General features: G+C 55.7%; 15 protein-coding genes. 1 reads left to right on the top strand and 14 read right to left on the bottom strand.

All coding sequences use genetic code 11. The annotated features are described in order from the left end of the window. Positions 1 to 35: 35 nt before the first annotated feature. From MITSMUL_RS12805 to pdxR, 11 genes are all read right to left on the bottom strand, one after another. A complete protein-coding gene (locus MITSMUL_RS12805) occupies positions 36 to 671 on the bottom strand; it encodes a hypothetical protein (protein WP_005842889.1) in 636 nt (211 codons plus the stop codon). 27 nt (positions 672 to 698) lie between these two features. Next, positions 699 to 1,403 (bottom strand): hypothetical protein, encoded by a 705-nt coding sequence (locus MITSMUL_RS12800; RefSeq protein WP_156779542.1) that lies wholly within the window; start codon positions 1,401 to 1,403, stop codon positions 699 to 701. A gap of 191 nt (positions 1,404 to 1,594) precedes the next feature. After that, positions 1,595 to 2,326, bottom strand: a complete 732-nt coding sequence (locus MITSMUL_RS11430) for an amidohydrolase family protein (RefSeq protein WP_040636427.1) — start codon at positions 2,324 to 2,326, stop codon at positions 1,595 to 1,597. Positions 2,327 to 2,465: 139 nt separating this feature from the next. Continuing rightward, the gene (locus tag MITSMUL_RS11425; protein ID WP_187115557.1) at positions 2,466 to 3,536 is read right to left on the bottom strand and encodes a Gfo/Idh/MocA family protein; all 1,071 of its coding nucleotides are present in this window, start codon (positions 3,534 to 3,536) and stop codon (positions 2,466 to 2,468) included. A 41-nt stretch (positions 3,537 to 3,577) separates the two neighbouring features. Next, the gene (locus MITSMUL_RS11420; RefSeq protein ID WP_005842881.1) at positions 3,578 to 4,684 is read right to left on the bottom strand and encodes a Gfo/Idh/MocA family protein; all 1,107 of its coding nucleotides are present in this window, start codon (positions 4,682 to 4,684) and stop codon (positions 3,578 to 3,580) included. A gap of 62 nt (positions 4,685 to 4,746) precedes the next feature. Next, positions 4,747 to 5,871, bottom strand: coding sequence for a sugar phosphate isomerase/epimerase family protein (locus tag MITSMUL_RS11415; RefSeq protein ID WP_040636426.1), 1,125 nt, complete (start codon positions 5,869 to 5,871; stop codon positions 4,747 to 4,749). 48 nt (positions 5,872 to 5,919) lie between these two features. Then, positions 5,920 to 6,378: a C-glycoside deglycosidase beta subunit domain-containing protein gene (locus tag MITSMUL_RS11410; RefSeq protein ID WP_005842877.1), complete on the bottom strand. Its 459-nt coding sequence runs from the start codon at positions 6,376 to 6,378 to the stop codon at positions 5,920 to 5,922. A gap of 32 nt (positions 6,379 to 6,410) precedes the next feature. Continuing rightward, positions 6,411 to 7,772: an MFS transporter gene (locus tag MITSMUL_RS11405; RefSeq protein ID WP_005842875.1), complete on the bottom strand. Its 1,362-nt coding sequence runs from the start codon at positions 7,770 to 7,772 to the stop codon at positions 6,411 to 6,413. Between the two features lie 254 nt (positions 7,773 to 8,026). After that, positions 8,027 to 10,372: a ferrous iron transport protein B gene (gene feoB, locus MITSMUL_RS11400; protein ID WP_005842873.1), complete on the bottom strand. Its 2,346-nt coding sequence runs from the start codon at positions 10,370 to 10,372 to the stop codon at positions 8,027 to 8,029. A gap of 170 nt (positions 10,373 to 10,542) precedes the next feature. After that, positions 10,543 to 10,746, bottom strand: a complete 204-nt coding sequence (locus MITSMUL_RS11395; RefSeq protein WP_005842871.1) for a Sec-independent protein translocase subunit TatA/TatB — start codon at positions 10,744 to 10,746, stop codon at positions 10,543 to 10,545. A 131-nt stretch (positions 10,747 to 10,877) separates the two neighbouring features. Beyond that, the gene (gene pdxR / locus MITSMUL_RS11390; RefSeq protein ID WP_005842870.1) at positions 10,878 to 12,278 is read right to left on the bottom strand and encodes a MocR-like pyridoxine biosynthesis transcription factor PdxR; all 1,401 of its coding nucleotides are present in this window, start codon (positions 12,276 to 12,278) and stop codon (positions 10,878 to 10,880) included. Between the two features lie 147 nt (positions 12,279 to 12,425). On the opposite strand from pdxR, the gene MITSMUL_RS11385 reads away from it, so the two are divergent. After that, a complete protein-coding gene (locus tag MITSMUL_RS11385) occupies positions 12,426 to 12,962 on the top strand; it encodes an ECF transporter S component (protein ID WP_050751706.1) in 537 nt (178 codons plus the stop codon). Here the strand turns inward: MITSMUL_RS11385 and MITSMUL_RS11380 are convergent. The 3 genes from MITSMUL_RS11380 to MITSMUL_RS11370 all read right to left on the bottom strand — a co-directional run. Next, positions 12,959 to 13,420: a methylated-DNA--[protein]-cysteine S-methyltransferase gene (locus tag MITSMUL_RS11380; RefSeq protein WP_005842867.1), complete on the bottom strand. Its 462-nt coding sequence runs from the start codon at positions 13,418 to 13,420 to the stop codon at positions 12,959 to 12,961. The genes MITSMUL_RS11385 and MITSMUL_RS11380 overlap by 4 nt on opposite strands. Positions 13,421 to 13,551: 131 nt before the next feature. Beyond that, positions 13,552 to 14,202, bottom strand: a complete 651-nt coding sequence (locus MITSMUL_RS11375) for a hypothetical protein (protein WP_147652956.1) — start codon at positions 14,200 to 14,202, stop codon at positions 13,552 to 13,554. Positions 14,203 to 14,438: 236 nt separating this feature from the next. Next, the coding region (locus MITSMUL_RS11370; RefSeq protein ID WP_005842861.1) for an RNA-guided endonuclease InsQ/TnpB family protein at positions 14,439 to 15,329 on the bottom strand (891 nt) is incomplete at its 5' end.

The following is a 15,329-nucleotide window of genomic DNA, read 5'->3' as shown; positions in this document are numbered from 1 at the left end:
GATTCGTTATCCATTCCGTAAATCCTGCCAGCACCTCAGAAGAAGAACTGAGCCTGGAAGCGGTACATATCGTCACGATCCCCTGTATCAATCTCACGCTCCCAGCTATAGAAGGTATCGAGCAAGATGTTCTTAGCCGGCACGTACGAGAATGCAAGGCGGACGAATTTATCGTTGAGGTCGCACCAGTCCGTCACCGTCGGCCAGGAAAGCGCCGGTTCATAGCGGTACGTCAGCTTGATACCATACGAACCCGGTCTCTGCAGATCTTCCCCTTTGTAGAGCAGCTGCAGCCAGCGACCTGGATGCTTGGATTTCGTACTAGCAACGGGGTTCGACGGATCACGCTTGGCATTGCTCGCAATAAGTCCGGCGCGCAAATCCCAATTCTTGTCGAAGCGATGATGTGCGTGACCGTAATAGTAGAAGACGCGACCCTGGTCAGGGTCCTGATAGCGACTCTGCATCGCAGAACTCCACGAGACGCCGAAATTGACATCATTCTTCTTGTCAAACGGATAGAAGAAGCGCAGGCTCGTGATTTCCTCATCTTCACGCGTACCGCCCATGACATTATCCCACAAATCCATCTTGCCGACGGTCAAGAAGGTCTTGAAATCCTTCTTGCCGTAATCGAGCTGGAAGCCGGCAAAATCGCAATCCATGTCCATGCCCCAACCGTAGATGTTCCACTCATTCTACTTGCCCGCCTTGATTCCTAAAGAATTGTGGAGCAGTCGTCCTGTGATGTACGGGTCGACAATGATGCCCGTGTGATTGTCATCCGGCCACAGCGTCCTGCGGCTCTCATCGAAGCCACTGCTCAAAGAGCTGCGATAGTAGAGGTCTGCATGGGCCTGCCAGTCCTCATTGACCTGATAGTTGGAGGCCACGAAGACCTGTACTTTATTGGCAATCGTCTGTCGACCGCCCGTCTCCTTGATGCGATGATCGTTGCGCAGGCGCCCATAGCCGCTGATGGAAAGCTTATCCGCCAATGCAGCGGCCTTCTTCAGTCCAGCCTTCTCCTCCGGTGTAAAGCCATCGTCATGTGTACGCGATTGCTGGTTGAGATGCTCCGCAGCTCCATCCAGGCGATTAATGAGTTCCAGCTTCTTGATGTCATAATCATATGCATTCTTCAGCTTCGTGAGTTCCTGCTGCTCTGTCGGCGTCATCGCTGCTTGATTTCCCTCCGCCGATTCGACAATGGCCGCCATTTCCAGACGACTCATGACGCGCCCCTCCGGTATCTTCGCCGCATAGCCAGGCACCTTCCCAGCATCGATGAGGCCATTGACAGCCTGATACGACCAGTCCGAGACCGGCACTTCCTCCAAGAATGAGGCCGCTTCTGCCGGAGCAGTGCCCCAAACACTCAAGGCAGCTCCTATGGCTGCCATGGCCATGACTGTTTTTGTTTGATATCCCTTCCGCATTTGGATTTCCTCCCTTTCTTCTCTCTTCTACGCACCTGTATAATCAGAATAATACGATAATATATCCGATATGCGTATAGGAAAGGGGAAGTATCCCACCTTAAGCGGAGAACTTCCCCTTTTTCAATTCCTATACACTGCCTGTTTTGCTTCCCTTATTTCAGATGAAGCACTCGAGCAAGATTCTCTCCCATGATTTTCCTCATGCCTTCGACATCGTGCAGTTCTTCTGCAGCCAGCTTCTGTTTCTGTATCTCCATCTCGAACCTGTAGAATGGGAAATCACAGCCCATGACCGTCTTATCGACAATCTGCTCGTGCGCGTGAATGACAGCCATATAGCTCGTGATGGACGTATCAACATAGACGTTCGGCACGCGTTTCGCGACATCGATAGCATATTCCCCTGCCATGACTTCCCCCATATGGGCCATCTGAATCGCGACATTCGGGAAGGCGAGGCCGAGTTTCTCGAACATGATGGGGTGCATGCGCGCATCGTCTGACGTGCAATGGATAACCGTGTAGAGACCACGCTCATTGAGCACTTCCATGGTTGGACGCAAGAGCTCGATGTTTGCCAGTGAGAAATTACCGAACCACGGATGCAGTTTCATGCCGTGAAAACCGAGTTCATCGAGGCAATAGAGCAGCTGTTCCTTGGCATCCTTCTCGTTCGGATTGATGAAGGCCAGCGGATAAAACCGGTCTCCATACGGCTTGATGAGCTCTGCCATTTTCCTCTGCTTCTCCAGTCCTGCGGCAAACGGGAAGCAGACGACTTTGTCGATACCATTCGCATCCATCGCCTTGACGATATTCTCAACCTTGGCCCGCTCATTCTCCCCTTCTGCCGTCCAGACATGCACATGTCCATCAATAACCATGGAACCCTCCTCCTTCTCTGCTGTTTCGGCCGCCATGGCTAAGGTATCCATATCACCAGCCACAGCTGCCGCACAAATTATGCCAGCTGCTTTCACGAATTCACGACGCGTCATCGTCATGCCATCATGATGTCCTACCTCATTCAAAGTCAATGCTGCGTTTCGTGGCAGCCGATTTGCGGATGGCTTCCATGACTGCGAGCACGCGGCGCACCTGCGGGATTGTGACGACAAAGTCCGCTTCACCGCGGCGTGCCTTGAAGTAATTGACGAAGTAGTCGCGCTGCTCTGTGTGGACTTCCGGCAACGGCTCCGTCTTGATAAGGCCTGGTGCCGGGATGCCGAAGGAACGCGTCGGGCCATACGAGGCCGTCGACTTATCCTGTTCGCCTGCCACATTCTCGAGCAGATGCGCCGTGCGCACGATGGAGCCTTCCGGATTGAATTTGTCGGCATGCATTGAGCCCTTATTGCCGCCCACGAACCAGTGACGCTCAAACCAATTCTTGCGGTCCGAGAGGAAGTAGGTTCCAAGCTCAATCTCAAAGGTCACACCATCCTCAAAGGAAAGCAGGATCTTGAAGTAATCGTCGACTTCTTTGTTGATGACATTGCGCACATCGGCGTAGACCGAGACGAGACGGCTCTTGTCGAGGTACAGCGCCTGGTCGATGAGGTGGACGCCCCAGTCGTAGAGCATGCCACCGCCCTCAGCCTTGTAAACATGCCAGTCATGCATATTACCGTTATAGCCAAAGAGCTTGCTCTGGATTGTGTAGACGTCGCCGACGAGATGCTGGTCATAGCATGCCTTCGCCGTCTGGAAGTCCTTATCGAAGCGACGCTGCTGATGGACTGTGAAGGTCACACCGGCTTGACGGACTTCTTCAATCATCTCATCGAGCTCACGGACACTCAGCGCCACCGGCTTCTCACAGATGATGTGCTTGCCCGCACGGGCAGCCTTGATGACAAGGTCGTGGTGCTGATTATTATTGGCCGAAATGATGACGCTGTCAATATCGGCTTTGGCAAAAAGTTCATCGGCACTCGCGTATGTCTCAATGTCCGAATGCGCTTTCTTGGCCTCTTCCCGGCGAACCGGGTCGATATCGCAGACTGCCACGCAGTCCACGCCATCGAATGATTTCAACGTATTGACATGGCGGCGGCCGATGAAGCCGTAGCCAATCACTGCAAATTTAAACATGATACTCACCTGCATTCTTTTCTATCATTAGCTCTCACATATCAAAGCTTGATGGTCGTATTCGTCGCTGCAGCTTTGTAGATTGTATCGAGAATCTGCGTGATGCGGAATGCCTCTTCCGGCTTTACGCACGGTTCCGTATCATTGAGGATGGCATTCGTCCACTGGCGCATATCGACATCAGCCGGCGGCTCGTTAACGCCCTCAAAATAGTCGACAAGTGCTTCCCCCGACAGGAACTCCGTCATCATCTTGCCATGGCGCGTGTGATTGAACCAGAGCTCCGACTTCGGGTAGCTGCCGCCGTGCTTAATCTCCGCACCTTCCTTCGTGCCGCAGAGCGTCGTCGAAGCTTCGCGTGCATCGAGGTAATTGAGTGCCCAAGAAGCACGCAAATTAATCAGGGCACCGTTCTTCATCTTAATGAAGCCCATGGCCGAATCCTCTACCTCGAAGTGCTCCGCATCCCAAGGACCGTACGTATTGCCCTGAGCCGCCTCTGGATCATTGCCGAGCTTGTAGAAGACTTGGCCGCTGACTGAGTCGACATCGTAGTTGTTCATGCACCAGAGCGTGATGTCCAGTGCATGCGTGCCGATATCGATGAGCGGGCCGCCGCCCTGTTTCGACTTATCCGGGAAGACCCCCCAAGTCGGAACGGCCTTGCGGCGGATGGCATTGGCCTCTGCATAGTAGATGTCACCGAGGTCACCGGCATCACAGGCTTTCTTGAGGACCTGGACATCATAGCGGAAGCGATTCTGATAGCCGACCGTGAACTTCTTGCCGGATTTTCTCCAGGCAGCGAGCATCTTCTCGGCGTCCTCCGTCTTGGCAGCCATCGGTTTCTCACAGTAAACATGCTTGCCCGCCTCAAAAGCCGCGACCGTGATCTCACAATGCGAGACGTTCGGCGTGCAAACATGCACGACATCGATGTTATCATCCTTGAGCATCTCGTGGTAGTCCGTATAGATTTTAGCGTCCGTCAGGCCGAAGTCTTTGGCCGTCTTCTCGGCTTTTGCGCGGTCGATATCGCAGAGTGCGACAATCTCGACCTTATCCTGCAGTTTCAAGAGTGCCGGGATATGTTTATGGTTGCAGATGCCACCAGTGCCAACGAATGCGAGCTGTAATTTCTTAGCCATGATAAATTCCTCCTATGGACTTATGATTCAAATATAACTCAAATAAAATTCTCGATACACATTCAACCTTCAATCAGGCGTTTCATCATGCCCTGATGCTTGCGGACCTGGTCCGCCTCGTCAATGAGATCCTCGACACCGCGATCCTGAAAGCGGCGCTGGCCTTCATATTCCGTATTGATGTAGCCATCATAGCCGACTTCCTTGAGTACCTGGATTGGGCCTGCATAGTCGATAGATTTGTCCTCGTATTCACCCGGGTGTCCCGGAACTTCCGACATATTGTAGAATTTGCCGTGGAAGTTGACGATGTACGGCATGAGTTTGCGCAGATTGTCCGGATTGGCACGTGACAGAAGCAGGGCCTGGCCCATGACCTCAAAGTCGATATCCGTATAATCCTTGACATTGTCCTTGACGAGTGCTTCCATCATCTGGAATACTGGGATGAGTTCCTGCGGCACTTTACGGTTGTTGAGGTAGCTGTGGAAGAACGATTCAACATTGCCAGCCGAATACAGGGAGAGGTCGATGTTCGACAGGATGTCCGACTTGCCCGTGTACGTGTCCATGCAGAGCTTGTCGACGAGGTCACAGGTCTTGCGCTTTGCCCCCTGGCGCACATACCAGTCAAGCGTAACCTCCGACGGGCGATAAGCGAAGATGCCCCAGTCTGGCACAATACCAAGGGCTTTCGTGCCCGTCTTATCGACATAATCGACGATTTCCTTGACATATTGGCCATTGAGTGGAATCGGCGCATGGATTTCCTTGCCAATGCGCATGCCGAGCTCTTCTGCCACGGGAACCGCGAGTGCCATGACCTCCAGCGGCGTCGTCGCGAGAGTGCGGACGTACTTGAAGCCAAGTCGATGTGCTAGGCGGACATCGTGCATCAAGCGCTCTCCCAGTTCATGGATGCTCATGACGTGGTCGCGGAACTGCAGGACATCGCCAAAGACATCCAGGGTGACCGGCTCGAGCTTATATTTAGCCAGCCACTCATACCACTGATCGACGAATTCCGGGCTCGGGTCCGGATAGTGCAGCGCCTGCTCATCGAGCATCTCGATGCCTGTAACACCTTCGATACTAGCCGCTTCCTTCATCTGCTGCTCAAGATTCATCTGGCCAAAGAACTGGGCCTGCTGATAGCTGTAAAAATCGACACCGCGTTTGATTGCCATGATATTTCCTCCTAATCTATCGGTCTGCATCAATCATTCTATCTTCTGTCACTCCTGCAGTTCCAACTCATATGTGACGATATTCTTCGTCTTATCGGAACCAGCACCCGTGCCAGGCTCCGGCGGATTCTTGACCCACTCTTCATCCGTGGGCAGATAGCCATATGCTGCAAGGATGGACTGCTGGAAATCAATGGTATGTTTGCCCGGCTTAAGCCCGCCTGGCTTATAGATGTGCAGAATTGCTTCATCATCGAAATCCCAATGTTCCCAGACACATTTCTTGATCTGCTCAAACGTGCGCGGCTCGCGGCCGTTAATCTCAAACGTCTGGACATCGCGCTTGTAGAGCACACCATCAGCCTTGATGTAATAGCCATTGTGCAAGGAAAGATAAACGCCACGATAATTGGCATTGCGGACAGCCATCTGGAACCCGATGATGTTTCCCTTGGCATCGTAATCATTCTTCAAGCTGTCTTTGCGAATCAGAAAATTATCAAACATGATAGGACCTCCTATGATATGTATAGACGAGATTAAGAATACTTGCGAATCAAGTCTTCCTGAATCCGATGGACGAGATTGTCCAGGTTCATGAAGAGACTGATGAGCAGGCTGACAAGAGCAAAGGCTGCGCAAATGTAACCAAATCCAAATTTGATGGCTGCAAGCGCCTCCGGTGCCTGCATGGCGGCAAGTCCCTGATAACCACTGACAGCCAGCAGGATGCCGACGAGAGCGCCACCAATGCCCAGACCGACCTTCATGCCGATCATGACACAACAGGTAACCAGTCCTTCCGAGCGAATGCCGAATTTCCATTCACCATAGTCCACGACATCCGACGTCATCGCAAATACATCTGCGTAGATGAAGCCCAGAGCAAAGCCATGCAGGGCACAGCCAATCATGATGGGCACGAGCGCGACATCCGCCAGACCGACCAGGATGCGACCAAGGATGACCAGAGCAAACGCAGCAATCAAGGTCTTCTGCTTGCCAATTCTCTCGACAAGACGCGGATTCAAAAAGCTGCCGAGCAGTACCGGCAAGGTGTAAGCCATGCTGATAGGTGCCATGAGCGAAAGGTCATGCAGAACGCTGTTGCAGAAATAATACGTCATGGTCCCCGTGAACATCACGCTGATGTAAAGTGAGGTCATCAGGAGCGTCTGCAAATAGAAGTATTTGTTGTGCAGCAACGCAGCGAACGCTTTTTTCAGTGGAACACGCTCCGCCTTTCCCTTCCGTTCTTTATCCGACTCATCCAGGCGCTTGCCGATGTGCTCTTCACAGCCCCAGAAGCAGATGAGCAGTAGGACTAGCATGATGACCGCATAGATGACAGCCAGCGCATGCCAGCCAATCTTGCCCACGAGGACTGCAGTGATCATATTGATGGCCAGTGCCATGACATTGCCGAGAATAAAGCGAATGGATGTGCAGGACACGCGGTCGCGAATGCTGAAAGTCATGCGCGAGAGAAGCGAATTGTAGGCAATACCATTTGCCGTATAGATGACACAGTTGAGCAGAATGTACGTCACATACGCGTAGATGAGCTTGCCTGTATCCCCCAGCGACTCCGGCACAAAGAACAAGGCGATGAAGCCGAGCGCCATGAATGGCGAACTCCAGAGGATCCACGGCCTGACCTTGCCATATCGAGAATGCGTCTTCTCAATCAGTGCTCCCATGAACAGGTCGCTCGTGCCATCGAAGATTCGCGTCACGAACATCATCGTAGCGACTGCCGAAGCGGCAATGCCGACGGTGTCCGTGTAATAACCAGTCAGGAAAAAGGTACACAAGGTGACATAGATCTGACCAGCGCAATCACCGCTGCTGTAACAAAGCTTTTCCTTCATCTTGATTGGTTGATATTGATTGCTTTCCATGCTTCACATTCCCCCTATTAACCCCCTACAACCTTCTTGTTTTGTTTTTCCTCAGCTGATATTTATATTTTACCTGGTTTTCTATTTTTTGCTCTTATTTATACACTCATATCACTATCGTATTTTGTCTTCCGATGAAAGGTACCGCTTATCATAGCAATAATATGCATCTATATTTTATTATCAACACGTAAAAAAGCCTGCTGCAGCATAGCTCACAGCAGGCAGATATTCACAAGAAATGATTCAATGAATCATAAAAGTAAGCCGATTGTATGGACGATAAAGGAGACGATCCAGGCGATAACGCACTGGAAGATGACAACCCAGATAGCCCACGTCGTGCCGAGCTCGCGCTTGACGGAGGTGATGGCGGCGACACACGGCGTGTAGAGCAGGCAGAACGCCAGGAGTGACGCAGCCGAGAGCGGCGTCAGCACGGTCGAGATGGAGCTCGTGCCGAACAGGACGCCGAGCGTCGAGACGACGCTCTCCTTGGCCATGAAGCCCGAGATCAGCGCCGTCGAGATGCGCCAGTCGCCGAAGCCCAGCGGCGCAAAGATCGGCGCGATGATGCCCGCGACAGCGGCGAGCATGCTCTCCGACGAATCCGTCACCATGTCGAGACGAAAGTTGAACGTCTGCAAAAACCAGATGACGATCGTCGCAATGAAGATGACCGAGAACGCGCGCTCGAGGAAGTCCTTCGACTTCTCCCAGAGCAGCTGCATGACATTGCGGCGGCCCGGCATGCGGTAGTTCGGCAGTTCCATGACAAACGGCACAGCCTCACCCTTGAAGATGGTGTTCTTGCCGAGATAGGCCACGAGAATGCCGACGAGCATCGCGCCGAAGTAGAGCACAATCATCGGCAGGGCACCGTAATCGCCGAAGAACGCCGCGATGAAGAAGCCGTAGATCGGCAGCTTGGCCGAGCAGCTCATGAACGGCGTCAGGAGGATCGTCATGCGGCGGTCGCGCTCCGACGGCAGCGTGCGCGTCGACATGATGGCCGGCACCGAGCAGCCGAAGCCGATGAGCAGCGGCACGATGCTGCGGCCCGACAGGCCGATCTTCCTGAGCCACTTGTCCATGACAAAGGCGATGCGCGCCATATAGCCCGTGTCCTCGAGCAGGGACAGGAAGAAGAAGAGCGTCACGATGATTGGCAGGAACGACAGCACGGTGCCGACGCCCTGGAAGATGCCGTCGATGACGAGCGAGTGCATGGCCTCATTGACGCCGGCCGCCGTCATGGCCGCATCGACCTGATCCTGCAGCAGGCCGATGCCTGCCGCCAAGAGGTCCTGAAGCCCCGCGCCGATGACGTTGAACGTCAGGTAGAAGACGAGGCTCATGATGGCGATGAAGGCCGGAATGGCCGTGTACTTGCCCGTCAGCACCTTGTCGATGCGGCGGCTGCGCTCGTGCTGGCGGCTCTCGTGCGCCTTGTGGAACGTGCGGTCGACGAGCTTGCCGATGAAGGAAAAGCGCATGTCCGCTATGGCCGCCGAGCGGTCGAGGCCGCGCTCCTTCTCCATCTGGCAGATGATGTGCTCAATCATCTCCATCTCGTTCTGATCGAGCATCAGCGCCTCGATGATGCGGCTGTCGCCCTCGACGATCTTCGTCGCGGCGAAGCGGACCGGGATGCGCGCTTCCTTCGCGTGATCCTCGATGAGGTGCATGATGCCGTGCAGGCAGCGGTGCACCGCGCCGCGATGGCTCTCCGCATCGCAGAAGTCCATGCGGCCCGGCTTCTCCTGGTAATGTGCGACGTGCAGCGCGTGCGCGACGAGCTCCTCGATGCCCTCGCCCTTCGATGCCGAGATCGGCACAATCGGGATACCGAGCAGGGACTCCATCGCATTGATGTCGACCGAGCCGCCGTTGCCCGTGAGCTCGTCCATCATGTTGAGCGCGAGGACCATCGGGCGGTCGAGCTCGATGAGCTGCAAGGTCAAGTAGAGGTTGCGCTCGATGTTCGTCGCATCGACGATGTTGATGATGCCCGTCGGCTGCTCGCGCAGGATGAACTCACGCGAGACGATTTCCTCGTCCGTGTACGGCGACATCGAGTAGATGCCCGGCAAATCCGTGATCTTCGTGTTCTCATGGCCGCGGATGCTGCCGCTCTTCTGGTCGACCGTGACGCCTGGGAAATTGCCGACGTGCTGGTTCGAGCCCGTCAGCTGGTTGAATAGCGTCGTCTTGCCGCAGTTCTGGTTGCCCGCAAGCGCGAACGTCAGCAGCTGGTCATCCGGCAGAGGGTGCTCACCCTCGCGCACATGGTAGCGGCCGCCCTCGCCGAGCCCCGGATGGTCCGTCGGCTCGTGCGGGATCTTGACGACCGGATGCTGGTCCGACTCCCACTTCGGCAGTTTCTCGATGCCGATCTGCTTCGCATCGTCGACGCGCAGCGTCAGCTCATACTCGTGGATGCGGAACTCGATCGGGTCCCCCATCGGGGCGAACTTCACCAGCGTGATCTCCGCCCCCGGTATCACGCCCATGTCGAGGAAATGCTGCCGTAGCGCCCCCTCCCCGCCGACCGAGCGCACCACCGCCCGCTCACCGGCTTTCAATTCATTTAAAAACATGTTATTACTCCTTTGATATTGAACACACATTTTTATTCTACTCTAAAACGAGCAGAATGCAACTCCAACGCGAAAAGGCCATGCAGGAATGCATGGCCTTTTCGCGTTGTAAGCGTTCTTCACTTGTCCGACTTGTTCGGTCCAGGTTACTGTGCAATGTATTCGCTTTTTTATTTTGCGGCGGTTTCCGTCTTCGTTTCCGCCTGGGCGAGCTGCTTTGGCTCGGCCTTCTCGTCTTCAGTGACGGCGGATTTGAACTCGCGGACGCTCTTGCCGAGCGATTTGCCGACGAGTGGCAGTTTGCCCGGTCCGAAGACCAACAGGCCGATTCCGAGGATCAGCAGGAGTTTTGGTACGGTAAGACCCATCAACATAAGAAGCACCTCTATCTTTCATTTATCCACTGCAAGTGACGGTTTTATCTCATTGTCTCTCATTATATCACGAATCATCATATATGGAAAATATGGAATCCCTATCGGGTGTATAGCAAATATCTATGTGGTCATGCCTCGAGGCACGAGACGATGCGGGCGATGGCCTCTTCGAGGCAGCTCTCCTCCATGCCGGAGTAGTTGAGCACGAAGGTGTGCGCCGCGCCGTCGGCCGTGCCGACGTAGTAGTCGCGCAGAGGGCGCATGCGGATGCCCTTCTGCGCGAATTCCTGCTGGAGTGCACCATCGTCCTTATCCGTGTGGAAATGCAGCAGGAAGTGGAGGCCGGAGCCGCGCTCGATGAGGTCGGCATGGCGGAAGAGTCCGCCCGCTTTCATCGCGTGCAGCAGGGCCTCGCGCCGCTTGCGGTAGCAGTTGCGCATGCGGTTGATGTGCTTCTCGAAGTAGCCGCCGCGGATGAAGCGCGCGAGTGTGTACTGCTCGAAGTTCGAGACGGTGCAGCTGTAGAAGCCGAGCTCGCGGTGAAAGACCTCGACGAGCTTGTCGGGCAGGACCATGTAGCTGATGCGGATGGTCGGCGTCAGGGTCTTCGAGAAGGTGTTCATGTAGATGACGCGGCCGCTGACGTCGATGCCCATCATCGTCGGGATTGGCCGGCCGGTCAGGCGGAATTCGCTGTCGTAGTCGTCCTCGATGATGTAGCGGCCCTCGGCCGCGCTCGCCCAGCCCAGGAGCTCGTAGCGGCGGCTGATCGGCGTGATGCAGCCCGTCGGGAAGTGGTGCGACGGGCTGATGTGCAGGACCGCGACGCCCTTTTCCTCGAGTTCCTGCGGGCAGATGCCCTGCTCGTCCATCGCCACGGGCACGCAGCGCACGGCGTGCTGGCGGTAGACCGCGCGGATCTTGTCGAAGCCGGGATTCTCGACGCCGAAGCACTTGTCGCGGCCCAAGAGCTGGACGAGCAGGCCGTAGAGGTACTCCGTGCCGGCACCGACGACGATCTGCTCGGGCGCGACGTCAAGACCGCGGAAGCTGCGCAGATGGTCGGCAATCGTCTCGCGCAGGCCCATGATGCCCATGCCCGGCGATCGCACTAAGAGCTCCTCGGCCTGCTGGGCCATGACCTGGCGCAAGAGCCGCGTCCACGTCTTGAACGGGAAATCCTCGGGGCGCAGGCTGTTAGCTGTGAAGTCGGCCAAATACGCGGCCTTATGCGCTTCCGGCTCGGCAGGCGCGCGCCGCGGCCGCGCGGGCGGGACGGGCAGGCTCGCGAGATGCGCGACGAAGAAGCCCTTTTTCGGCACAGACTGACAATAACCTTCGGCCACCAACTGACCATAAGCGCCCTCGACCGTGATGACGCTGATGCCGAGCTGGCGCGCGAGCGAGCGCTTCGACGGCAGCTTCTCGCTCGCCTGCAGCCGCCCGGCGAGGATGTCGGCGCGGATGCAGCGGTAGAGGTGCTCATAGAGGGATTCCTCCCCAATGTTCTCGAATGAATAGGTCAGCATGGCAGTCCTTCTCTCTCATCTGGTACTATCTTGTCATCATACTTTGAGTCTTTTTCTAAGGTCAAAATCAGTATATACTATCTACCAAAAGGACACAAGTCCAGATTGACAAAACCCAAAAATGCAAAAATGAAAGAAGGAAAACTCATGACCTCATCTGTACATCCATCCTCTTCCTCTTCAACTTCCTTCACGGTGCGCGAGCTCTGCCTCGCGGCCGTCATGGCGGCCGTCGTCTTCCTCGCAACCTTCGTGCCGCGCATCCCGATCCCGCTCGGCTACGCCCATCTCGGCGATGCGGCCATCTTCCTCATGGTGCTGTTCCTCGGCCGCCGCGAGACACTGATCGCGGCCTGCTTCGGCTCGGCGCTCTCGGATCTGCTCGGCGGCTTCCCGCTCTGGATCGTGCCGACCATCATCATCAAGTACTTCATGGCGGACATCGCCTGGCGCGTCATCCGTCCAGACCAGCGCCATGCCTCGCTCACGCGCCTTGTCGTCGGCTTCCTGCTCGCCTCGGCCTGGATGGCGGCGGCCTATACGCTCTTCGGCGCCATGCTCTACGACAGCCTCGCGGCCGGCCTCGCCTCGGCCCCCGGCCTCATCGCAGAGGGCGTGCTGAACAGCGCGATCGCGATCGTCGCCGCGGGCATCTTGCAGAAAACGCCGCTCGGCCGCCGTTAATGGCGCTCAAGGTCGAGCAAGGCCTCTTTCATCGGCAGGCCCCAGGCGTAGCCAGTCAGGCTGCCGTCCGTGCCGATGACGCGATGGCACGGCACGACGATGCTCAGGGGATTCGCCCCGACAGCGCCGCCGACAGCATGGTAGGCGCCGGGCCGCTCGATGGCCTCGGCCAGCTTCTTGTAGGTCGTCGTCTCGCCATAAGGGACTTTCTCGAGCTCATGCCAGACCTTCAGGCGGAACGGCGTGCCCACAAGACGGTATGGGAACGTGAATACCTGCCGCTCGCCCGCCAGATACTCTGCGAGCTCGCGCGCCGCGAGGTCCGTCACCTCGCTCGGCGCCTCCTCGCCCTGCCGCTCTTTGACGACATCGATGGCGACGACTGCCCCCTCTTCCTCCACAATGCGGAAGAAGCCGAACCGGCAGGCGTAGATGCCGATATGCTCAATCTTTTCCATAAGTATCACCTCATGCCCATTCTAGCAGACCGCGCCGCAGTTTTCTACGAGAAAGCTCACCAAACTCATAGAACGCACAAAAAAGAGATTCCCCAGATTGAGGAATCTCTTTTTGCGTTCGGCTATCTGATTTACTGCCAGCCCTGCAAGGTCCAGTAGTCCTCGACGCCCTTAACGATGGGGTCGAAGATCTCCTCGCCGTTCGTGATATGCGTGACCTGGAAGTGGCCGTCGTCCTGCTGCGCGAGCTCGACCTTGACGGTCATCTGCGGCACGAGTCGGCCGTAGTCGGACTCGTCACCGGTCACGAGGAACGTCGCCTCGGCCCAGTCGCCCTTGCGCTCGACGTTCTCGAGCTTGGCGCTGTAGTGCTGCGCGAACTTCTCGGCTTCGCCCGCGATCCACTTCGCCTGCTCGTCGCTCTCGCCAATCGGCGCGATGGTCGGCGTCAGGAAGAACTCCATGCTGCGGTGAATGAAGACGAGGTCGTTATCGCGGCGGTCGGCGATGTACGATTTCATGAACGCCGTGTCGTGACAGAAGAACCAATCCTGCGGATACGCAGCGTGCAGCCGCTCGATGTCACGCGCGAGGATGGCCGTGCCCGTGTCGTAGCTCGTCGTGATGATGGCGGATACGTCCGCATAGCGCTGTACTTTCTGCGCGTCGTGGTCTCTGACGCCCTCCATGAGCTGGTCCAGGGCGTATTCCGGCGTGCGGGACGACTGATAGCAGTAGCCGCTGACGCCGATGGCCGCCAGCAAGAGAATCAGGATTGCCATGAATCCCTTCCTGCGCTTCATAATAAAAACCTGCTACTAAAAACATAGAATAACATAGAAATTATCTATGCCTAGAAAAATTCCTTATTCATCGTGTATGCTTTTGTCCAGGCAAGCCTGAGACTACTCACAAGTTCTTGTACACTCCAAAGGCGTTGACCGTGTTCCTTGCCTCGCAAAGCAACGGCCTGTTTCCGACTAGCCATCGGTACATTTATCAAATGTGAAAACGTGAATCAGGCGATGCGATAGTTCTTCGTATCGCGCAGATTCAGCGCTGCATTCAAGTCGCGGTCTTCCGTGTAGCCGCATGCGTGGCAAATATAGACGCGGTCTTTGAGTTTCAGGCCACTATTCACATGCCCACAGGCGTGACAGGTCTTGGAACTCGGGTAGAATCGGTCCGCGATGCGGAATTCAATCCCGATGATCTCTGCCTTGCGCCGCAGCTTTTCACGGAAGGAATAGAAGCGCTGCTCTGACACTGCCTTCGAGAGATGACGATTCTTTATCATGCCGGTCACGTTGAGGTCTTCCACCGTGATGAAGCGTGGTTTTTGCTCCACCAGTGCGTGGATGACCTGATTCTCGTGATTGCGGCGGAGATTCGCTAACCGCTGATGCAGTTTCTGTACCGATAATTTCTTTTTCGCTATGTTTGCAGAGGCAGTAGCAGTACTACCACCTTTCCTCTTTCGCATCTCGTACTTGCGGCTGAGACGCCTCTGCTCTCTTCTCAGCCGCTTCTCGAGCCGTCTGGCCCGGGAAGACGTATTGATATTTTCAAAAATCCTGCCATCGCTGACGATGGCAAGCGATTTGACGCCAAGATCCACACCGATGCCATCCGACTGCGGATGGTACGATGCTTCTAAGTCATTGTTATAGCGGCTCGTCTCATCAATCTCGGCCGTGACCGAGACGTAGTAGCGGCCCGCTTCATAGGAGACGTGCCCGTTCTTGATGGTCACGCTCTGCGGTAGGTAGCCAAATTCTTTCAGGCGCACCTTGCCGATGGTCGGGATCTGGATTTTGTGTCGCCAGATCGTCCAGTCGCCCTTGTTGTTCTTCGGGAAGTAGAGCTTTACATTCTGCTGATTCTTCCGCTTGAAGCGCGGGAAGTGCGC

It is taken from the genome of Mitsuokella multacida DSM 20544 (genome assembly GCF_000155955.1).
Lineage (GTDB): Bacteria > Bacillota > Negativicutes > Selenomonadales > Selenomonadaceae > Mitsuokella > Mitsuokella multacida.
The sequence above is the reverse complement of the archived record's forward strand: the minus strand, read 5'-3'. Positions and strand labels throughout refer to the sequence as shown.